This is a genomic window from Bradyrhizobium sp. Bra78 (assembly GCF_024519855.1).
GTDB lineage: Bacteria > Pseudomonadota > Alphaproteobacteria > Rhizobiales > Xanthobacteraceae > Bradyrhizobium > Bradyrhizobium japonicum_G.
In genome coordinates, this window is sequence record NZ_JALJRE010000009.1 from 249,737 (window position 1) to 268,791 (window position 19,055).

Sequence of the window (19,055 nt, forward strand, 5' to 3'; positions counted from 1 at the left end):
CGCTACCCCGCCGCGATCTTCTCTCCGCGCTGGAACGCCGGACGCGCCATGCAGCGTGCGATATAGGCATCGAAGGCCGGGCGCGACGGCACCATCTTGAACACGCGCACCGCGAAATTCAGGCCCGAGCCGATCGTGATGTCGGCGGCCGAAAACTCCTCGCCGAGGATCCACGGCCCCTTGGCAAGCGCGGCTTCCAGCACGTCGAAGACCTGCGTCGCGCTGCCCCAGGCCGCGGTCGATGTCGGGATCTCGATCCTGGTGAAGATCTGGATGATGGCGGGTTCGATGCAGCTTGGCGAGAAGAACAGCCATTGCAGGTAACGCGCGCGGCGCGGATCGGTCACGTCTGGCGCGAGCTTCGTATCCGGATAGCGATCGGCGATATAGGCGCAGATAGCGGCGGCTTCGCCGAGCGCGGCATCGCCGTCGGTCAGCGCCGGCACCTTGCCCATCGGATTGATCTTCAAATAGTCCGGCGCCTTCTGCGCGCCCGTCGAAATGTCCGTCAGCACGCGCTCATAGGGCAGTCCGCTCTCCTCCATCAGCCAGAGCGTCGAGAACGAACGCGAGCGCGGCGACCAGTAGAGTTTGATCATGGCGCGTTTCCTTTGTTCTTCCACCGGTAATACTTCATCATGAACCCGTTCGAGGGCTCGATCTCTTCCTTCTCGAACACAAAACCCTCGCGCTCGTACCAGCGCCAGGCTTTTTCGTTCTCGCGGACGCAGCGCAGGTACATCTCGTCGGGCATTTGCGTGCGCGTGAAAGCGAGCAATTGGCGGCCGAGCGATTGCCCCTGATAGGCGGGGGCGACGAACAGCATGTCGAGATAGAGCTTCGGCAGATGCAGCGCCAGCATCGCCGCGAGCGTGCCGTTGTCGTCGGCGACGAACAGGCTCCAGCCGGCCTCTATCTCGCGGTGGATCCGCGCACGCAGGTTTGCCAGCAGGAAGGCGCTCGCTTCGCCGAGCCCGGTCGAGACCCAGCTTTCCATCCAGACGCGGCCGACCTCGTCATATTCGTCGGCGCGGGCTGGGCGGATGATCGGATGCGACATCGCCGCGTCAAGCCCGCTGACTGCGCACGGATGGCCGTGCGCGCGCCTTGCCGGCCGACAGGCACACCACTTCGGAGATTTGCAGGAGTTGCCGAGCCAGCGGGCTGGTCTTGCGCCAGACCATGCCGATGGTGCGCGACGGCTGCGGGTCGCGGAAACGCGCCAGCGAGACCGAGGCCGATCGCGTCTCCACCGGCACGGCCATCTCGGGAATCAAGGTCACGCCGATGCCGGCGCTGACCATCTGCACCAGCGTCGACAGCGAATTCGCGTCCAGCATCTCGCGCGGCGGCGCCGATTGCATGTTGCAGAAGGACAGCGCCTGATCGCGGAAGCAGTGGCCTTCTTCGAGCAGCAACAGCCGCATCTCGCGCATCATCTCCCGCGACGGCACCGGCGTGCCTTCATCGGAACCCGGCCGCACCAGCAAGAATTTCTCGTCGAACAGCGCGACCTCGGTGAGCGAGGGTTCGGACACCGGCAGCGCGACGATGGCGGTATCGAGCCGGCCTTCCACCAGTTCCTGGATCAGCCGCGGCGTCATCGTCTCGCGCACGCGGATGTCCAGCTCGGGATGCATGCGCGTGAGATTCTTGGTGATCTTGGGCAGCAGATAGGGCGCGATCGTCGGGATCATGCCGATCCGCAGCCGGCCCGCAAAGCGGTCCTGCGAGGCGCGCGCGAAATCGCCGAGCTCATCGACCGAGCGCAGGATGTCGCGGACGCGTGGCGCGAGCTCTTCGCCGAACCGGGTCAGCGCCACCTGGCGGGCGCTGCGCTCCAGCAGCAGGCCGCCGAGCGCCTCCTCGAGTTCCTTGATCTGCATCGACAGGGCCGGCTGCGAGATGGCGCTTGCCTCCGCCGCGCGGCCGAAATGGCCGTGACGCGCCAGCGCGTCGAAATACCTGAGCTGGCGCATCGTCACGTTGGCCATCAGAAAATCCTATCGCAGCGATCATTAAAGTCAACTTCCCCTGATGGAATGGGAGGCCTAGAGTGGTTTGACCTGGTCAAAGGCGCGAGTTCGACGCCACCAGAGGAGGTATTCATGGACGACACTTCAAAGTGCCCGTTTTCGGGTGGAAAACGCGTGCCGGCGAACCGCGATTGGTGGCCAACCCAGCTCAGCATCGAGATGCTGCACAAGAATTCCGGCCTGTCCGATCCGATGGGCAAGGAGTTCGACTACGCCAGGGAATTCAAGTCGCTCGACCTCAACGCGGTCATCAAGGACCTGACCGCTCTGATGACGGATTCGCAGGAATGGTGGCCCGCCGACTTCGGCCACTATGGCGGCCTGATGATCCGCATGGCCTGGCACAGCGCAGGCACCTATCGCACCACCGACGGTCGCGGTGGCGCCGGCGCCGGTCAGCAGCGGTTCGCCCCGCTCAACAGCTGGCCTGACAACGCCAATCTCGACAAGGCGCGTCGGCTGCTCTGGCCGATCAAGCAGAAATACGGCCGCAAGCTCTCCTGGGCCGATCTGATGGTGCTCGCCGGCAATGTCGCGCTGGAGTCGATGGGCTTCAAGACGTTCGGTTTCGCCGGTGGCCGCGCCGACGTCTGGGAGCCGGAAGAGCTCTATTGGGGTCCCGAAGGCACGTGGCTGGGCGATGAGCGCTACAGTGGCGAACGCGAACTCGCCGAACCGCTCGGCGCGGTGCAGATGGGCCTCATCTACGTCAACCCGGAAGGCCCGAACGGCAAGCCGGATCCGGTCGCCGCGGCCAAGGACATCCGCGAGACGTTCGCCCGCATGGCGATGAACGACGAGGAAACCGTCGCGCTGATCGCCGGCGGCCACAGTTTTGGCAAGACCCACGGCGCGGGCGATCCGTCGCTGGTCGGACCGGAGCCGGAAGCGGGCGCGCTCGAGGATCAGGGCCTCGGCTGGAAGAGCAAGCACGCGTCGGGCCTGGCTGGCGATTCCATCACCAGCGGACTCGAGGTGACATGGACCAAGACGCCGACGAAGTGGAGCAACAATTTCTTCGAGAACCTGTTCAATTTCGAATGGGAGCTGACGAAGAGCCCGGGCGGCGCGAACCAGTGGACGGCGAAGGGCGCCGATGCGATCATTCCCGATGCGTTCGACAAGTCGAAGAAGCACCGGCCGACGATGCTGACGACCGACCTCTCGCTGCGCTTCGATCCGGCCTATGAGAAGATCTCGCGTCGCTTCCTGGAGAACCCGGATCAGTTCGCGGACGCCTTTGCCCGCGCCTGGTTCAAGCTCACCCACCGCGACATGGGACCGATCCAGCGCTATCTCGGCCCGCTGGTGCCGAAGGAGACGCTGATCTGGCAGGACCCGATTCCGGCGGTGAATCACGAGCTGGCCAGCGATCAGGACATCGCCGCGCTGAAGACCAAGATCCTGGCTTCGGGCCTCTCGGTCTCCGAGCTGGTCTCGACCGCATGGGCGTCGGCCTCGACGTTCCGCGGCTCCGACAAGCGCGGCGGCGCCAACGGCGCACGCATCCGCCTTGCCCCGCAGAAGGACTGGGAGGTGAACCAGCCGGCCCAGCTCTCGAAGGTTCTGGGCAAGCTCGAAGCGATCCAGAAGGAGTTCAACGCCTCGGCCGGTGCGAAGAAGGTCTCGCTTGCGGACCTGATCGTGCTCGGCGGCACCGCCGCGGTCGAGAAGGCCGCGAAGGATGGCGGCGTCGACGTGAAGGTCGGCTTCACGCCGGGTCGCATGGATGCCTCGCAGGAGCAGACCGACGCTGCATCCTTTGCTCCGCTGGAGCCGCGGGCCGATGGCTTCCGCAACTACGTCGGCAAGCGGCATCAATTCCTGCAGCAGGAAGAAGCCCTCGTCGATCGCGCGCAGCTGTTGAAGCTCTCCGGTCCCGAACTGACCGTGCTCGTCGGCGGCCTGCGTGTGCTCGGCGCCAACGCGAACGGTTCGAAGCACGGTGTTCTCACCGCCAAGGTGGGCACGCTCAGCAACGACTTCTTCGTCAACCTGCTCGACATGGGTGCGCAGTGGACGGCGGCGGCTGACGGCACCTACGAGGCCCGCGACCGCAAGACCAATGCGGTGAAGTGGACCGGCACGCGCGCCGACCTGATCTTCGGTGCGCACTCGCAGCTTCGCGCCTACGCCGAGGTCTATGCCACTTCGGATTCCAAGGAGCAGTTCGTCAATGACTTCGCCAAGGCCTGGACCAAGGTGATGAACCTCGACCGGTACGACATCGCGGCCTGATCCCGATCAGCAAGCGATAAACAAAAGGGCGGCCGAGAGGTCGCCCTTTTTCGTTGGCCCGGATCGTCGTCACACGTCGAGTGTGCCGGCCTTGGCGGCTGTAAAACGTTCGCTCACGACCTTCCAGTTCACCGTGTTCCACCATGCCTTGAGATAATCGGCGCGACGGTTCTGGTAGTTCAGGTAATAGGCGTGCTCCCAGACGTCGTTACCGAGCAGCGCGCGCTTGCCGTCCATCATCGGATTGTCCTGGTTGGGGCGCGTCTCGATCGCGAGCTTGCCATCCTTGCCGACAGTCACGAACACCCAGCCCGAGCCGAACACGCGCCCGCCGGCGGCGTTGAAGTCGGTCTGGAATTTTTCCATGCCGCCTAGATCGCTGTCGATTGCAGCGAGCAGGGCACCTTCCGGCTTGTCGCCGTTCGGCCCCATGATCTGCCAGAACATCGTGTGATTGGCGTGGCCGCCCATGCTGTTGCGGACGCCGGTGCGGATCGCTTCCGGCACGGCGCCGAGATTGCCCAGCACTTCGCCGACCGGCTTTTCCGCGAGCTGCGGATTGTCCTTGGCGAAATTGTTCAGGTTGGTGATGAACGCCTGGTGATGGCGGTCGTGATGGATCTCCATCGTCTTGGCATCGATATGCGGTTCCAGCGCGTTCGCCGGATAGGCCAGCGGTTCTAGCTTGAACGGACCTGCGGCCGCCATGGCAGCCTGCGCGAACAGGAGGCGCGGGGCAGCAGCAGTCGCGACGAGGCCGGTTGCAGCGACCATGAGACGGCGCCGGGATAGGGATGACATGTGGTTCTCCTGTCTGGGGACGATCCGCCGATACGGCGGACGGCCGTGACAACAGGTACGCAGCAGCGACCATCGCCGGTTTCGATCGCAGTCATTGTGACGCTGCGGCGGAATCGCGCATTGCCATTCCGGTGATGCAGGCTGCTGACGGCCAATAAAAAGGGCGGCCTCTCGGCCGCCCCTCGTGTTTCCGATGGTCCCGAGCGATTACTCGCCGGCCGCTTCGCGCGGGGCCTTCTCGCCGTCGCCGCCCTTGCCTTCGAGGTCTTCGCCGGTGGTCTGGTCGACCACCTTCATCGACAGGCGGGTCTTGCCGCGGTCGTCGAAGCCGAGCAGCTTGACCTTGACCTTGTCGCCTTCCTTGACGACATCGGAGGTCTTCTGCACGCGCGCCGAAGCGAGCTGGCTGATGTGGACGAGACCGTCCTTGGAGCCGAAGAAGTTCACGAAGGCGCCGAACTCCATCACCTTGACGACGGTGCCGTCATAGATCTGGCCGACTTCCGGATCGGAGGCGATCGACTTGATCCACTTGATCGCGGCCTTCATCGCCTCGCCGTCGCTGGAGGCGACCTTCACGGTGCCGTCGTCCTCGATGTTGACCTTGGCGCCGGTCTTCTCGACGATCTCGCGGATCACCTTGCCGCCGGTGCCGATCACTTCGCGGATCTTGTCGGTGGCGATCTTGAAGGTCTCGATGCGCGGCGCATATTCGCCGAGCTCGGCACGGGCGTTGGTGAGTGCCTTGGCCATTTCGCCGAGGATGTGGATACGCCCATCCTTGGCCTGGCCGAGCGCGACCTTCATGATCTCTTCGGTGATGCCCTCGATCTTGATGTCCATCTGGAGCGAGGTGATGCCCGCTTCCGTGCCGGCGACCTTGAAGTCCATGTCGCCGAGATGATCTTCGTCACCGAGGATGTCGGAGAGAACCGCGAAGCGCTTGTCTTCGAGGATCAGGCCCATCGCGATGCCCGCGGTCGGCCGCTTCAGCGGAACGCCGGCGTCCATCAGCGCGAGCGAGGCGCCGCAGACCGAAGCCATCGACGAGGAACCGTTGGATTCGGTGATCTCCGAGACCACGCGGATCGTGTACGGAAACTCGTGATGCGGCGGCAGCACCGGATGGATCGCGCGCCAGGCCAGCTTGCCGTGGCCGATCTCGCGGCGCTTGGTGCCGCCGAGGCGGCCGGTCTCGCCGACCGAGTAGGGAGGGAAGTTGTAGTGCAGCAGGAACGTCTCTTTGTACGTTCCCGACAGCGCGTCGATGTACTGCTCGTCCTCGCCGGTGCCGAGCGTGGTCACGACCACCGCCTGGGTCTCGCCGCGGGTGAACAGTGCCGAGCCGTGGGCGCGGGGCAGCACGCCGACTTCGGCGATGATGTTGCGCACGGTCTTGCTGTCGCGCCCGTCGATGCGCTTGCCGGTGTCGAGGATGTTCCAGCGAACGATCTTGGCTTCGAGCTCCTTGAACACGCCGCCGATGCGCAGCTTGTCGTATTTCGGCTCCTGCCCTTCGGGGAAGTAGTGCGCGATCACCTTTTCCTTGACCTTGCCGACCGCGGCGTAGCGATCCTGCTTGACCGGAATGGCGTAGGCGGCGCGCAGCTCCTGCTCGACCATGCCGAGCATTTCCTTTTCGAGCGCCGAATTGTCGATCACGGTGACTTCGCGCGGTTCCTTCGCGGCCTTCTCGGCAAGCTCGATGATCGCGTTGATCACCGGCTGGAAGTGACGGTGACCGAACATGACCGCGCCGAGCATGATGTCTTCGTTCAGTTCCTTGGCTTCCGATTCCACCATCAGCACGGCGTCGGCGGTGCCGGCCACGACGAGGTCGAGCTGGGTGTCGACCATCTCGTCGAGCGTCGGGTTGAGGATGAACTCGTCATTGGCGAAGCCGACGCGCGCGGCGCCGATCGGGCCCTTGAACGGAGCGCCCGACAGGGTCAGCGCAGCCGACGAGGCCACCAGCGCGACGATATCGGGATCGTTCTCCATGTCGTGCGACAGCACGGTGACGATCACCTGGGTCTCGTTGCGCCAGCCGTCGACGAACAGCGGGCGGATCGGACGGTCGATCAGGCGGGAGACCAGCGTCTCCTTCTCGGTCGGACGGCCCTCGCGCTTGAAATAGCCGCCGGGAATGCGGCCCGCGGCGTAGGTCTTTTCCTGGTAGTCGACGGTCAGCGGCAGGAAGTCGACGCCTTCGCGCGGCGACTTCGCCGCGACGACGGTGGCGAGCACCACCGTCTCGCCATAGGTGGCGACGACGGCGCCGTCGGCCTGGCGCGCGATCTTGCCGGTTTCCAGCTTGAGGGGACGTCCACCCCAGTCGATCTCGACCGAATGCTTATTGAACATAGATGTCTTCTTTCATGGGTTCTCGAAAGAAGGACGGATCGAAAAACAAAAACCATGCGCAAGATTGCGGGACGTTGATCGAAGAGGGCGATCAGCGTCCTGCGATCCTGCCATGGTTTTTGGATTTCGGATGGCGTCCATCCCTTCGGGTCATACGGGCGCCTTGCCCGTTTTGCCCAGCCGCCGGATTGCCGCTGGACTGTCAGTCGGCACGAACGCGAACACCGAACCGCGGTCTTCGCCGATCATGCCCCGGATACGAATCGTCACTCGAGTATGATCCGGAAAAGTGCGAAGCGGTTTTCCGACAAGATCATGCTCAAACAACAATCCAAAGTGCGATTCTTATCGCGCTTTGGGCCCGCACCCGACGCGCACGCAGCCTCGATCAAAAACCTTTGAACAAACGCTTTCGTTCGAAACCACGCGCAAAAACGCGCGCCGTTGGCGCGCGCAAGAACTCTTAACGACGAATGTTGTGCTTCTCGAGCAGTGCCTTGTACCGCGCCTCGTCCCTCTTCTTGAGGTAATCGAGCAGCGAACGGCGGGTCGAAACCAGCTTCAAGAGGCCGCGACGCGAATGGTTGTCCTTCACGTGGGTCTTGAAATGGTTGGTGAGGTTGTTGATGCGTTCCGACAGGATCGCGACCTGAACCTCGGGCGAGCCGGTGTCGCCGGCCTTGTTGGCATTCGTCTTGATGACTTCCGCTTTGCGTTCTGCGGCAATCGACATCGTCAATTTCTCTCGTTGCGACCGGAGCTGGCAGTCAGGCCGGTCAGGTTGAACACACGCTTGGGGATGATTTCGCCATTGCCAACTTCAGCAAGCGCGAGAAGCCGGCCTGCCACCGTGACATAGACTGTGCCGCTACAAGTGGGCGCATCCCGTCCGCGCAACAAAACGGCCTGGCCCCGATGGAGCCTTGCCGCATCAGCCCGAGTGACGGCCAGTGCCGGGATGTCGTCCAGCGCGGTCTCAACGGGCATAAGCGCGTCGGCGAGGCTGCCCTCGCCGGACGCGGCTCTATCGCACAAAGCCTCCAGCTGATCCAGCGGAATCATGTCGTTTTCGTCAAATGGGCCGACCAGGGTCCGCCGCAGCGCGCAGATATGACCGTAAGTCCCGAGAATCCGGCCCATATCGCGGGCCAGCGCGCGGACATAGGTGCCCTTGCCGCACTCCGCCTCGAACACGGACCGGTCGTTATCCGGTTGATCTACAAGGGTTAAATGGTGAATCTCGACCGGGCGGGGAGCCAGTTCCACGATCTCGCCGTCGCGGGCGAGATCGTAGGCGCGCTCGCCCTGGACCTTGATCGCGGAATAGCGCGGCGGGATCTGCTCGATCACGCCGGTGAAGCGGGGCAGCAGGGCCAGAATGGCCTCCCGTGTCGGGCGCTGGTCGGAGATCGCGGTCACCCGGCCCTCGATGTCGTCGGTGTCGCGCTCCTCGCCCCAGCACACGGTGAACTGGTAGCGCTTGCGGCCGTCCATGACGAAGGGGACGGTCTTGGTGGCCTCGCCGAGCGCGATCGGCAGGCCGCCGGAGGCGAGCGGATCGAGCGTACCGGCATGACCGGCGCGCTTGGCGTTGAAAAGGCGCTTGAGCACGGCGACCGCCTGCGTCGAGGTCATGCCGATCGGCTTGTCGAGCACGACCCAGCCATGGACGTCGCGCCGGTCGCGGCGCGGCTGGTTGCCCTTCTGCTTGCCTGCGCGCGGATCGTTGTTGACGCGGCGCTGCTCCTGATCCGGCTGCGAATTGCCGCTCATGTCCGCAAAATTATTTTTCTGCGCGTCGCGCTGATCGGTCTCTTCGCCGCCGATCGTGCCGTGAGCCGGGTCCATCGTCATTGCTCTTCTTCCCGATCCGAATCCGGATCCTGTTCCAGGTCCTTCTGCACCGCAGGTGTTCGCAAAAGCTTCTCGATCCGTTCCGCTTCGTCGAATCGTTCGTCGACGCGGAAGCGAAGGTCAGGTGCAAATTTCAGGTTAACGCGCCGCGCGACCTCGCCGCGCAGGAATTTCTTGTTGCGGTCGAGCGCAGCGATGATGATCCCGGTGTCGCGGCCACCGAGCGGCATCACATAGACTGTTGCGAGCTTCAGGTCGGGCGACATCCGCACCTCCGGCACGGTGATGATGTGACCTTCGAGGTCCGCATCATGCACATTGCCTTGCGCCAGAATCTCGGCCATCGCATGGCGAACCTGCTCGCCGACGCGCAACTGGCGTTGCGAGCCGCCCGGCGCGGAACTCTTCTTCTGATGATGGCGGGGCATCTGGAAATCACCTCGTCATGCCCGCGTTTGGGACACGGGCATTGTCATTTGTCCTGTTGAAACGAATGAGAGGCGGATGGCCGGAAAAAATCCGGCCACCGCACTCTCGCTATTTCAGCTCAAAAAGATCCGTGCGCTTCGGTAAGATTTGGACTTACAGGGAGCGCTGGATCGTCTCCACGCGGTAACACTCGATCACGTCACCGGCGCGCATGTCGTGGTAGTTCTCGAAGGCCATGCCGCATTCCTGACCGGACTGGACTTCCTTCACTTCGTCCTTGAAGCGCTTCAGCGTCGACAGCTTGCCTTCGTGCACGACGACGTTGTCGCGGATCAGGCGCACATTGGCGCCGCGTTCCACGGTGCCGTCGGTGACGCGGCAGCCGGCGACCTTGCCGACCTTGGAGATGTTGAAGATCTCCAGGATCGCGGCATTGCCCAGCATGGTTTCGCGCAAGGTCGGCGCGAGCAGGCCGCTCATGGCCTTCTTCACGTCGTCCACGAGGTCGTAGATGATGTTGTAGTAGCGGATCTCAATGCCGTTGCGCTTGGCGGCCGCAGCGGCCTCCTTGTTGGCACGAACCGAGAAGCCGATGATCGCGGCGTTGAAGCCTTCCGCGAGCGTCACGTCGGATTCCGAGATGCCGCCGACACCGGCATGCAGGATGCGCGCGGCGACTTCGTCGGTGCCGAGCTTCTCCAGCGAGCCGAGGATCGCTTCCAGCGAGCCCTGCACGTCGGCCTTGATGATCAGCGGGAATTCCTTGCGGCCCGCGGTCTTCAACTGCGACATCATCTGCTCGAGCGAGCCGCGCATGCCGGAGATCGAGGCAGCCGCGTTCTCGCGCTTCTGGTGCGCGCGGTAGCTGGTGACCTGGCGGGCGCGGGCTTCGTTCTCGACCACGGCGAGACGATCGCCGGCTTCCGGCGGACCGTTGAAGCCGAGCACCTCGACCGGCACCGAAGGACCCGCCTCCTGCACCGTGTCGCCCTGATCCGAGATCAGCGCGCGGACGCGGCCCATTTCGGCGCCGGCGACGATGATGTCTCCGACACGGAGCGTGCCGCGCTGAACCAGCACGGTCGCGACCGGACCACGGCCGCGGTCGAGCTTGGCCTCGATCACGGTGCCTTCGGCCGGGCGATCCGAATTGGTCTTGAGGTCGAGAATGTCGGCCTGGAGCGCGATCATCTCGAGCAGCTTGTCGAGATTGGTCTTGTTCTTGGCGGACACTTCGACGTCGACGACTTCGCCGCCGAAGGATTCCACCTGCACCTCGTGCTGGAGCAGCTCGGTGCGCACGCGCTCTGGCTTGGCGTCGGGCTTGTCGATCTTGTTGATGGCAACGATGATCGGCACCCGCGCCGCCTTGGCGTGGTTGATGGCTTCGATCGTCTGCGGCATGACGCCGTCATCGGCCGCAACCACCAGCACGACGATGTCGGTCACCTTGGCGCCGCGGGCGCGCATCGCGGTGAACGCGGCGTGGCCGGGCGTGTCGATGAAGGTGATCTTCTTGCCGCTTTCGGGCGACAGCACCTGATAGGCGCCGATGTGCTGGGTGATGCCGCCGGCTTCGCCGGAGACGACGTTGGCATGGCGGAGCGCGTCGAGCAGCGAGGTCTTGCCGTGGTCGACGTGGCCCATCACGGTCACCACAGGCGAACGCGTCTCGGTGTCGGTGGAATCCTCGATGGCGTCGAACAGGCCTTCTTCAACGTCGGACGCGGCAACGCGCTTGACGGTGTGACCCAGCTCTTCGGCGATCAGCTGCGCGGTGTCGGCGTCGATCACGTCGGTGATCTTGTGCATCGCGCCCTGCTTCATCAGCATGCGGATGACGTCGACCGCACGCTCGGCCATGCGGTTGGCGAGCTCCTGGATCGTGATCGCTTCCGGAATGATCACCTCGCGGATGAGCTTTTCCTTCGGCTCGTTCGCGGCATGGCCCTTCAGGCGCTGGGTGCGGCGGCGAAACGAGGCGATCGAGCGCTCGCGGACGTCGTCGGCATTGAATGCGGTGACGACCGTCAGGCGGCCGCGCTCCTTCTGCGGGCCGGGCTTGTGGGTGGGCTTGGGGGCTACCACAGGCCGCGCAGCGCCGCCGGGGCCGCGGCGGATCTGGCGCGGACCCTCGTCCTCGTCCGGTCCGGCTGCGACAGCGGGGGCGCGGCCCACCGGGCCTCCCGGCCGCTGCGTGGTCGTTCCAGGCCGCGCCGTCGTCGTTCCGGGGCGGGCCGTGGTGGTCGTCCCGGGCCGGGCCGCAGGTGCTCCGGGCCGCGGTGCAGGAGCAGCCGAGGCCGTCGCTGCAGGGCGCGCCGCGGATTGCGGTTGCTCGCCTTCGCCAAAGCGCTTCTTGGCCTCGGTTTCGGCCTTGCGCCGGGCTTCCTCTTCGTGGCGGTGACGCTCATCCTCGGCCTTGCGGCGGGCTTCGGCGGCCTCGCGCTCGGCGCGCTCGGCGTTTTCGCGGACAGCGCGGCGCTGGGCCTCTTCCTCGGCATGGCGGCGCTCTTCGACTTCGCGCACCTTGGCATCGGCCAGCGCGCTGGCGCGGGCGGAACGTTCGTCCTCGGTCAGCGTACGCAGCACCACGCCGGATCCGGCGTTGCGCGGCTGGGCGGGCGGGGCGGGGCGAGACGGCGCTGGCGCAGCCGGTGCCGGCTTTGCAACAACCGTGGGCGCCTGCGGCTCGGGGCTGCCGTCGATCCGGCGCTTGCCGCGCTTCTCGACCACGACCTGCTTGCTGCGGCCATGGCTGAAGCTCTGGCGCACAGTGCCCGTTTCGACGCGCGGCTTGAGCGATAGCGTCTTGCTCGGAACGCTCAGCTTCTTGTCGTCAGGGGTCTTGGTATCAACCATTCAGCAGTCCTAATCCTGATCTGTTAGCGTTGTGCGTTGCCGCACCGTCCTATCGGGTCGTCGTTGTCTCTCAGAAATCCTGGCCGGGCTTTTCGGCAGTCTTGTCAGCGTCCGCCATCCGGTATCGGACCAGCATCTGGCTACGTGACAGGAATGACTTGCTCGCCGGGCCCGCGAGCAGGGCAGCATGTATCACATTTGACCGGGTAAGTGCCAAATCCAATTCTATCGATTTCAGTGCGGTAACGACGGGAATCTGCGGCTTGCCGCCGCGATTTCCGCCGTTTTGACGCGCCAGCGTGTCCAATTTGCGGATTCCGTCCGCGGCCCCCTCGCTGGCGTGGATCAGGACCTCGACCGTGCCTTCCCGAAGCGCGCTTTCGACCTTGCCGAAGCCGGCCACGATCTGGCCCGCCTTGGCGGCAATCCCAAGGGCTTCGGTCACGCTCCGAACCAGGAGCGCCTCGATATCGGCGGGAAGCGTCTGGGGAATGCGCAACTCGCGCTTGAAGGCCCTACCAAAATGGTGACGCCGCACGGCTTCCGCAACCACCTCGCGCGAGGCGGTGACCCACATGCCGCGTCCCGGCAGCTTGCGCTTGAGATCGGGAACTATATCGCCTTGGGGCGAGACGACGAAGCGGATCAGCTCGTCGATCGGCCGGACCTCGCGGCTGACCGCGCACATCCGCATGGTCGCGGACCTTTCGGTCCGCGGGCCATTGTCGAGATCGTGGTCAGTATCTGCGAGCATCCGAGCGGCATTCTCCTTTGCCCTTAAGCCGGCTGATCTTCAGCCGCCTCAGCCTCTTCGGCCGGCTTGGCCAAGTCAGCCTCGGTGATCCAGCCGGCCTTGACGCGCGCCTGCATGATCATGGCTTCCGCATCGTCGCGGGAGACGTCGAGACCATCGAGCGCGCCGGCGAACTTGGTCTGCTCGCCGCCTTCCTTGCGCTCGGTCCAGCCGACCAGATCGTCGGTGGCGCAGCCGGCGAGGTCGTCGACGGTCTTGATGTCGTTCTCGCCGAACTTCACCAGCATCTTGGAGGTGACGCCGGGCACGTCCTTGACGGCGTCCTCGACACCGAGCTCCTTGCGCTTGGCTTCGATCTCGGCTTCCTGCTGCTCGAGATATTCGCGGGCACGGTTCTGGAGCTCCTGCGCGGTCTCCTCGTCGAAGCCCTCGATGCCTGCGAGTTCCTTGAGGTCCACCATCGCGAGTTCCTCGACCGAGGTGAAGCCTTCGGACGCCAGCAATTGGCCGACGACTTCGTCGACATTGAGCGATTCCATGAAGACTCGGGTGGAATTCTCGAAGTCGGCCTGGCGGCGCTCCGATTCCTCCTGCTCGGTCAGGATGTCGATGTCCCAGCCGGTGAGCTGCGAGGCCAGACGCACGTTCTGGCCGCGGCGGCCGATTGCCAGCGAGAGCTGGTTGTTGGTGTCGGGCACGACGACCTCGATGCGCTCGCGGTCCTCGTCGATGACGACCTTGGAGACTTCGGCCGGCGCCAGCGCGTTGACCACGAAGGTCGCGATGTCGGGCGACCAGGGGATGATGTCGATCTTCTCGCCCTGCAATTCGTTCACCACCGCCTGCACGCGCGAGCCGCGCATGCCGACGCAGGCGCCGACCGGATCGACCGAAGAATCGCGGGAAATCACGCCGATTTTCGCGCGCGAGCCGGGATCGCGGGCGACCGCCTTGATCTCGACGATGCCGTCATAGATCTCGGGCACCTCCTGCGCGAACAGTTTCGCCATGAACTGGGGATGGGTGCGGGACAGGAAGATCTGCGGGCCGCGGGTCTCGCGGCGGACGTCGAAGATGTAGGCGCGGACGCGGTCGCCGTTGCGGAACACTTCGCGCGGCAGCATCTCGTCGCGGCGGATGATGGCCTCGCCGCGGCCGAGGTCGACGATCACGCTGCCATATTCGACGCGCTTGACCACGCCGTTGACGATGTCGCCGATGCGGTCCTTGAATTCCTGATATTGCCGGTCACGCTCGGCCTCGCGCACCTTCTGCACGATCACCTGCTTGGCCGATTGCGCGGCGATGCGGCCGTATTCCAGCGGCGGCAGGGTGTCGGCGATGGTGTCGCCGACCTGGGCGCCGGGATTGGCGCGCTGCGCATCCACCAGCGAGATCTGGTTCGAGTGGTTTTCGACCTTCTCGACCACCAGCATGTGGCGCGACAGCCGCAGCTCGCCCTTCTTCGGGTCGATCTCGGCGTGAACGTCAGTTTCGCTGCCGTAACGTGCCCGGGCCGCCTTGGCGATGGCGTCCTCCATCGCCGCGATGACGATGCCGCGGTCGATCGATTTCTCGCGCGCGACGGCATCGGCGATCTGGAGCAGTTCAAGTCGATTGGCGCTGACTGCCATGGCTAGTCTCCTTCGTCAGGCTCGATCTCGCCCCGTCGCGCGCGTTCGGCGGCCAGGCGATGCTTCTTTGTGTTGGTCGGGGCCGGCTTCTTCTTCGGCTTGGTGTTCTTGGTGATCTTCGCGCTGATCTCCGCGTGCGGCGCAGCCGGCGGCTCCAGCCCGAGATCGCGGCGCATCTTGCGCTCCTCGGCCTTGCCGCGGCGCATGGATTCCGCGATCAGCTCGTCGGTGAGCACGAGCCGTGCCTCGCCGATGTCTTCCATGGTCAGGAGAACGTCGGGACTATCGCCCGCCTTGACGTCCTCGCGATGCAGGTGCACGCGGTCGCCTTCGACGGCACCGAGCGTGCCGCGGAACCGCTTCCGTCCCTCATGGGCGACGGCCATGTCGATCTTCACCAGATAGCCGTAATAACGCTCGAAATCGGAGCGCCGCACCAGCGGGCGGTCGATCCCCGGCGAGGAGATTTCCAGCCGATAGGCGCGATCGATCGGGTCGGCGACGTCGAGCACCGGCGACAGCGCCCGCGAAATCGCCTCGCAATCCTCGAGTTGCATCGAACCGTCCGGCCGCTCGGCCATGATCTGCACGGTGCAGCCGGATTCCGCCGAAATGCGGATCCGCACCAGACGGTAGCCCATGCCCTCGAGCACCGGGCCTGCGACCGCGGACACCCGTGCCGCCACGCCCGGCTCGACCACGAGCCTCGGCTCTGCCAGCAATTCGGCATCCGTGGAACCAGGGTTCGGTTCGGTCATATCAGAGGTCAAGGCGCTCGTTGGATAAGGCTTGGTTAAGAAGTTTGAAAGCCCGCTGCGGAACTTTCCCGACAGCGCGTCGGCTGCATCTCCCACCAAGCCGCGTTCAGGTAATAAAAAAGAGCGGGTCCTTTCGGGCCCACTCTCACTACGCGGATCGTATGAGAAGATGAATTGGCGCTGATATAGCCCTTTCCGCCCTCCCGGACAAGGCCCATCGCAGGGCGGGCGAGGCTTTTTGCGTCCGGTCCGCGGCCCCTCGCGCAACGCTTCCTTCACCTCCGGGGCCTAAATTCCCCGATCGTGGGGCGGCTTGGACCAAGGGCGCACCCGCGGCGTGCCCTGTACGAGTTTGCGTTTTCATGACCGTTGCCACGTCGCTCATTCCCGGACTGGACGATATCGTCAAACGCGGCGACCCGCGGCGGCGCGGCGAGATCGCGAGCGCGATCGCCCAATTGTTCTTCCAGGACGCCGAGAAGCTCCGTCCCGATCTCGTCGATCTCTTCGACAATCTGCTGATCGATCTCGTCCCGCATGCCGAGCTCGCCTCGCGCGTCGATCTCGCCGAACGCTTCTCGCGCCTGAACAACGCGCCGCGGCATCTGGTGAGCCAGCTCGCGCGTGAAAACGAGATCATGGTGGCTGGCCCCGTGCTGCGCCATTCGCCCGTGCTCGACGACGCCGCTCTCGTCGAGATCGCGCGGCTGAAGGGCCAGGGCCATCTGCTGGCGATGACCGAGCGCCCCCTGCTGTCCGCTGTCGTCACCGACGTGCTGGTCGAGCGCGGCGATCGCGACGTGGTGCGCCGCGCCGCGGGCAATGCCGGCGCGGCGTTCTCGCCCGATGGTTATTCCGAGCTGATCAAGCGCGCCGCGCAGGACGGCGTGCTGACGCTCAGGATCGGCCAGCGCAACGATCTCTCCGGCGAGCACCTGAAACAGCTTCTCGACGGCACACTCGACGTCATCCGCCGCCGCCTCTCGAGCGTGGTCAATCCCGCGCGCCAGGTCGAGATCAAGCGCGCCATGGCGGCGATCGAGGAGGCGGCACTGCCGCCGGGGCCGCGCCGCGATTTCTCCGCGGCACAGCGCACGGTGCTGGCCTTGCATCGCGGCGGCCATCTCGGCGAGAGCGCGCTGCTCAGCTTCGCCAAGGCGCACAAATACGAGGAGTCCATCGCCTCGCTCTCGGCGATGTCCGGCGTCCGCCTCTCGGTTCTCGACCGCCTGATCGCCGGTGACCGCTACGATCCGATTCTGGTTCTGGGTCGCGTGCTGAATCTCGGCTGGCCGACGGTGCGCGCACTGATCCTGATGTGGTACGGCCCGAATCGCACGCCAGCCGATGCCGATATCGAGCAGGCGCGCGTGAACTTCACGCGCCTGATGCCGGCCACTGCCGAGCGCGTCGTGAATTTCTGGCGCAACCGGCAGACGATCTAGAGCCGCTTGAATCGCAGATAGGCCGCCTTGCGGCCCTCGCGTGCAGCCTTCCGGCCGTAGCGCGTCATGGTGTAGCCGGCCCATGGCTGCCGGAAATCGTCGGCGCGCTCCGCCAGCCAGACGAAATCCACCGAGCGCGCCAGATGCGACAGCGTCCAGGCGCAGTAATCGTCGATGTCGCAGACGAAACGGAATTCGCCGCCGGCTTTCAGCACGCGCGCCATCGCGGCGATGGTCCGGTCCTGGACGAAGCGCCGCTTCCAGTGCCGCCGTTTCGGCCAGGGATCGGGATGGATCAGGTCGATCCGCGACAGCGAGGCTTTGGGCAGCCAGGCCAGGAGCTCGGCGGCATCGCCTGCGAACAGGCGGATGTTACCGATGTTGGTCGCCTCGATCTGCGCGAGGATTTTCGCCATGCCGTTGACATAGGGCTCGCAGCCGATGAAGCCGGTCGTGGAGAAGCTCTGCGCTTCGGCCGCAAGATGCTCGCCGCCGCCAAAGCCGATCTCGAGCCGCACATCGTCCGCCGCGGGATCGAAGATCTCGCCGGCATTCGCCGGCGCCTCACCGTCGATGTCGAGCGCGAGATGCGGCAGCAGATGATCGATCAGCTCGGCCTGGTGCTGCCGCAGCTTGTGGCCCTTGCGGCGCCCGAAAAAGGCGCGCTCGCTGTCGTCGCGATCGGGATCCGATTTGCGTTCGATCATCGCAGCGTCTGGTAGAGGCGATGGAGCAGCCGCGCCCTCGGCGCGAGCGACGAGACATAGAGCTGCTCATAATGGGTGTGGGCGCCCTTGCCGTCGACGCCGAGCCCGTCGAGCGTCGCGGTGTGCGCGGCTGTGAAATTGCCGTCCGAGCCGCCGCCGGTGTGGGTGTCGACCAGCTCGAAGCCGATCTCGGTGGCGAGCGTCTTCGCATGCTCGTACAGCGAGGCGCCGGCATTGCTCTTCTCGTAAGGCGGACGATTGAGCCCGCCCGTGACACTGACGGTGACGCCATCCGTCTTCGACGTCAGGGCGAGAATCCTGCCGACGAATTCGTCCGCGTCCTCAAGGCTCAGCACGCGCAGGTCGATTTCGGCATGGGCTTCTTCCGGCGTCACGTTGGGCCGCGTGCCGCCGCGCACCACGCCGACATTGACGGTAACGCCGCGGGCCGGATCGTTCATCGCTTCGAGCGCCAGGATGACATTGGCAAGCTCGCGGATCGCACTGCGGCCGTCCTCGGGCCGCGTGCCGGCATGTGCGGGCACGCCTTTGATGAAGACCTCGAATCGCCCGACACCCTTGCGGCCGGTGACGATCTTGCCGCCGTCGCGCGCCGGCTCCGTCACCAGCACATATTTGGCCTTGCGGCCTTCCGTCTCGATCAGTGTGCGTGAGGTGGGGCTGCCGATCTCCTCGTCGGAGGTGAACAGGTGGGTGATGCCGAGCGGCGAGCGATCGGCGGTGGCGCAGAGCGCACCAAAGGCATGATGTGCGATGTAGGCGCCGCCCTTCATGTCGTAGATGCCCGGACCGAACGCGCTGTCGCCTTCGACCTTGAACGGCAGGCGCGTGATGAATCCCATCGGATGGACGGTATCGAGGTGGCTCAGCACGAGGATGCCCGGCCGGTCCTGGCCCCAGGTCGAGCGCACCACGAGATGATCGCCGCAGCCATCGACGCCGGCGACACGCTCGAGCGTGACAGGCAGATCGCGGTATTGCTCCGCGACCACGGAGATCAGCTTGTTGACCTGTTCAGGCGAGTCCGTCGGCGTCTCGATCTCGACCCAGCTGCGGATGCCATCGAGAATAGTTTGGGAATCGAACCAATTGGAGCTGATCATGAGTGCATCTGTGCCCTTGTATCGCATCATCGGAGCGGATGCGCATCAAAAC

General features: G+C 65.0%; 16 protein-coding genes. 2 read left to right on the top strand and 14 right to left on the bottom strand.

Annotation, left to right across the window (positions count from 1 at the left end; all coding sequences use genetic code 11):
* Window positions 1–2: 2 nt before the first annotated feature.
* From OC450_RS21455 to OC450_RS21465, 3 genes are read right to left on the bottom strand one after another with little or no spacing between them, the layout of a single operon-like run.
* Complete coding sequence (locus OC450_RS21455; protein ID WP_211383892.1) at window positions 3–599, bottom strand: glutathione S-transferase family protein; 597 nt, start codon at window positions 597–599, stop codon at window positions 3–5.
* Window positions 596–1,060 (bottom strand): GNAT family N-acetyltransferase, encoded by a 465-nt coding sequence (locus OC450_RS21460; RefSeq protein ID WP_211383893.1) that lies wholly within the window; start codon window positions 1,058–1,060, stop codon window positions 596–598. The genes OC450_RS21455 and OC450_RS21460 overlap by 4 nt, the downstream gene beginning before the upstream one ends.
* Window positions 1,061–1,067: 7 nt before the next feature.
* Window positions 1,068–1,994 carry a hydrogen peroxide-inducible genes activator gene (locus OC450_RS21465; protein WP_211383894.1) on the bottom strand — a complete coding sequence of 309 codons (927 nt, stop codon included), beginning with the start codon at window positions 1,992–1,994 and terminating at the stop codon, window positions 1,068–1,070.
* 114 nt (window positions 1,995–2,108) lie between these two features.
* On the opposite strand from OC450_RS21465, the gene katG reads away from it, so the two are divergent.
* Window positions 2,109–4,274 carry a catalase/peroxidase HPI gene (gene katG / locus OC450_RS21470; RefSeq protein WP_262048595.1) on the top strand — a complete coding sequence of 722 codons (2,166 nt, stop codon included), beginning with the start codon at window positions 2,109–2,111 and terminating at the stop codon, window positions 4,272–4,274.
* Between the two features lie 69 nt (window positions 4,275–4,343).
* Here the strand turns inward: katG and OC450_RS21475 are convergent, their stop codons facing one another.
* From OC450_RS21475 to rimP, 9 genes are all read right to left on the bottom strand, one after another.
* Entirely contained in the window at window positions 4,344–5,075 is a 732-nt protein-coding gene (locus OC450_RS21475) for a superoxide dismutase (RefSeq protein ID WP_315986395.1), read from the bottom strand.
* Between the two features lie 207 nt (window positions 5,076–5,282).
* Complete coding sequence (gene pnp, locus OC450_RS21480; protein ID WP_211383896.1) at window positions 5,283–7,439, bottom strand: polyribonucleotide nucleotidyltransferase; 2,157 nt, start codon at window positions 7,437–7,439, stop codon at window positions 5,283–5,285.
* 463 nt (window positions 7,440–7,902) lie between these two features.
* Complete coding sequence (gene rpsO / locus OC450_RS21485) at window positions 7,903–8,172, bottom strand: 30S ribosomal protein S15 (protein ID WP_008131787.1); 270 nt, start codon at window positions 8,170–8,172, stop codon at window positions 7,903–7,905.
* 2 nt (window positions 8,173–8,174) lie between these two features.
* Window positions 8,175–9,293 carry a tRNA pseudouridine(55) synthase TruB gene (gene truB, locus OC450_RS21490; RefSeq protein ID WP_211383897.1) on the bottom strand — a complete coding sequence of 373 codons (1,119 nt, stop codon included), beginning with the start codon at window positions 9,291–9,293 and terminating at the stop codon, window positions 8,175–8,177.
* Complete coding sequence (gene rbfA, locus OC450_RS21495) at window positions 9,290–9,721, bottom strand: 30S ribosome-binding factor RbfA (protein WP_262048596.1); 432 nt, start codon at window positions 9,719–9,721, stop codon at window positions 9,290–9,292. Before rbfA ends, truB begins: the two co-directional genes overlap by 4 nt.
* Before the next feature lie 154 nt (window positions 9,722–9,875).
* Window positions 9,876–12,581 (bottom strand): translation initiation factor IF-2, encoded by a 2,706-nt coding sequence (gene infB, locus OC450_RS21500; protein ID WP_211383899.1) that lies wholly within the window; start codon window positions 12,579–12,581, stop codon window positions 9,876–9,878.
* A 70-nt stretch (window positions 12,582–12,651) separates the two neighbouring features.
* Window positions 12,652–13,335 carry an RNA-binding protein gene (locus OC450_RS21505; protein ID WP_256807597.1) on the bottom strand — a complete coding sequence of 228 codons (684 nt, stop codon included), beginning with the start codon at window positions 13,333–13,335 and terminating at the stop codon, window positions 12,652–12,654.
* A gap of 23 nt (window positions 13,336–13,358) precedes the next feature.
* The gene (gene nusA / locus OC450_RS21510) at window positions 13,359–14,969 is read right to left on the bottom strand and encodes a transcription termination factor NusA (RefSeq protein WP_211383901.1); all 1,611 of its coding nucleotides are present in this window, start codon (window positions 14,967–14,969) and stop codon (window positions 13,359–13,361) included.
* A gap of 2 nt (window positions 14,970–14,971) precedes the next feature.
* The gene (rimP, locus tag OC450_RS21515) at window positions 14,972–15,727 is read right to left on the bottom strand and encodes a ribosome maturation factor RimP (protein WP_256807598.1); all 756 of its coding nucleotides are present in this window, start codon (window positions 15,725–15,727) and stop codon (window positions 14,972–14,974) included.
* Between the two features lie 362 nt (window positions 15,728–16,089).
* On the opposite strand from rimP, the gene OC450_RS21520 reads away from it, so the two are divergent.
* The gene (locus OC450_RS21520; protein ID WP_211383903.1) at window positions 16,090–17,172 is read left to right on the top strand and encodes a DUF2336 domain-containing protein; all 1,083 of its coding nucleotides are present in this window, start codon (window positions 16,090–16,092) and stop codon (window positions 17,170–17,172) included.
* Here the strand turns inward: OC450_RS21520 and trmB are convergent.
* Window positions 17,169–17,879 (bottom strand): tRNA (guanosine(46)-N7)-methyltransferase TrmB, encoded by a 711-nt coding sequence (gene trmB / locus OC450_RS21525; RefSeq protein WP_211383904.1) that lies wholly within the window; start codon window positions 17,877–17,879, stop codon window positions 17,169–17,171. The two genes, OC450_RS21520 and trmB, sit on opposite strands and share 4 nt — an antisense overlap.
* Window positions 17,876–19,033: a M20 family metallopeptidase gene (locus tag OC450_RS21530; protein ID WP_211383905.1), complete on the bottom strand. Its 1,158-nt coding sequence runs from the start codon at window positions 19,031–19,033 to the stop codon at window positions 17,876–17,878. The genes trmB and OC450_RS21530 overlap by 4 nt, the downstream gene beginning before the upstream one ends.
* Between the last annotated feature and the right edge of the window lie 22 nt (window positions 19,034–19,055).

Bases quoted from the DNA above. Each gene is read 5' to 3' on its own strand.
- OC450_RS21475 (WP_315986395.1), bottom strand. From the start codon at position 5,075: ATGTCATCCCTATCCCGGCGCCGTCTCATGGTCGCTGCAACCGGCCTC.
- trmB (WP_211383904.1), bottom strand. From the start codon at position 17,879: ATGATCGAACGCAAATCGGATCCCGATCGCGACGACAGCGAGCGCGCC.
- OC450_RS21530 (WP_211383905.1), bottom strand. From the start codon at position 19,033: ATGATGCGATACAAGGGCACAGATGCACTCATGATCAGCTCCAATTGG.
- rpsO (WP_008131787.1), bottom strand. From the start codon at position 8,172: ATGTCGATTGCCGCAGAACGCAAAGCGGAAGTCATCAAGACGAATGCC.
- rimP (WP_256807598.1), bottom strand. From the start codon at position 15,727: ATGACCGAACCGAACCCTGGTTCCACGGATGCCGAATTGCTGGCAGAG.
- nusA (WP_211383901.1), bottom strand. From the start codon at position 14,969: ATGGCAGTCAGCGCCAATCGACTTGAACTGCTCCAGATCGCCGATGCC.
- rbfA (WP_262048596.1), bottom strand. From the start codon at position 9,721: ATGCCCCGCCATCATCAGAAGAAGAGTTCCGCGCCGGGCGGCTCGCAA.
- pnp (WP_211383896.1), bottom strand. From the start codon at position 7,439: ATGTTCAATAAGCATTCGGTCGAGATCGACTGGGGTGGACGTCCCCTC.
- katG (WP_262048595.1), top strand. From the start codon at position 2,109: ATGGACGACACTTCAAAGTGCCCGTTTTCGGGTGGAAAACGCGTGCCG.
- OC450_RS21505 (WP_256807597.1), bottom strand. From the start codon at position 13,335: ATGCTCGCAGATACTGACCACGATCTCGACAATGGCCCGCGGACCGAA.
- OC450_RS21465 (WP_211383894.1), bottom strand. From the start codon at position 1,994: ATGGCCAACGTGACGATGCGCCAGCTCAGGTATTTCGACGCGCTGGCG.
- truB (WP_211383897.1), bottom strand. From the start codon at position 9,293: ATGACGATGGACCCGGCTCACGGCACGATCGGCGGCGAAGAGACCGAT.
- OC450_RS21455 (WP_211383892.1), bottom strand. From the start codon at position 599: ATGATCAAACTCTACTGGTCGCCGCGCTCGCGTTCGTTCTCGACGCTC.
- infB (WP_211383899.1), bottom strand. From the start codon at position 12,581: ATGGTTGATACCAAGACCCCTGACGACAAGAAGCTGAGCGTTCCGAGC.
- OC450_RS21520 (WP_211383903.1), top strand. From the start codon at position 16,090: ATGACCGTTGCCACGTCGCTCATTCCCGGACTGGACGATATCGTCAAA.
- OC450_RS21460 (WP_211383893.1), bottom strand. From the start codon at position 1,060: ATGTCGCATCCGATCATCCGCCCAGCCCGCGCCGACGAATATGACGAG.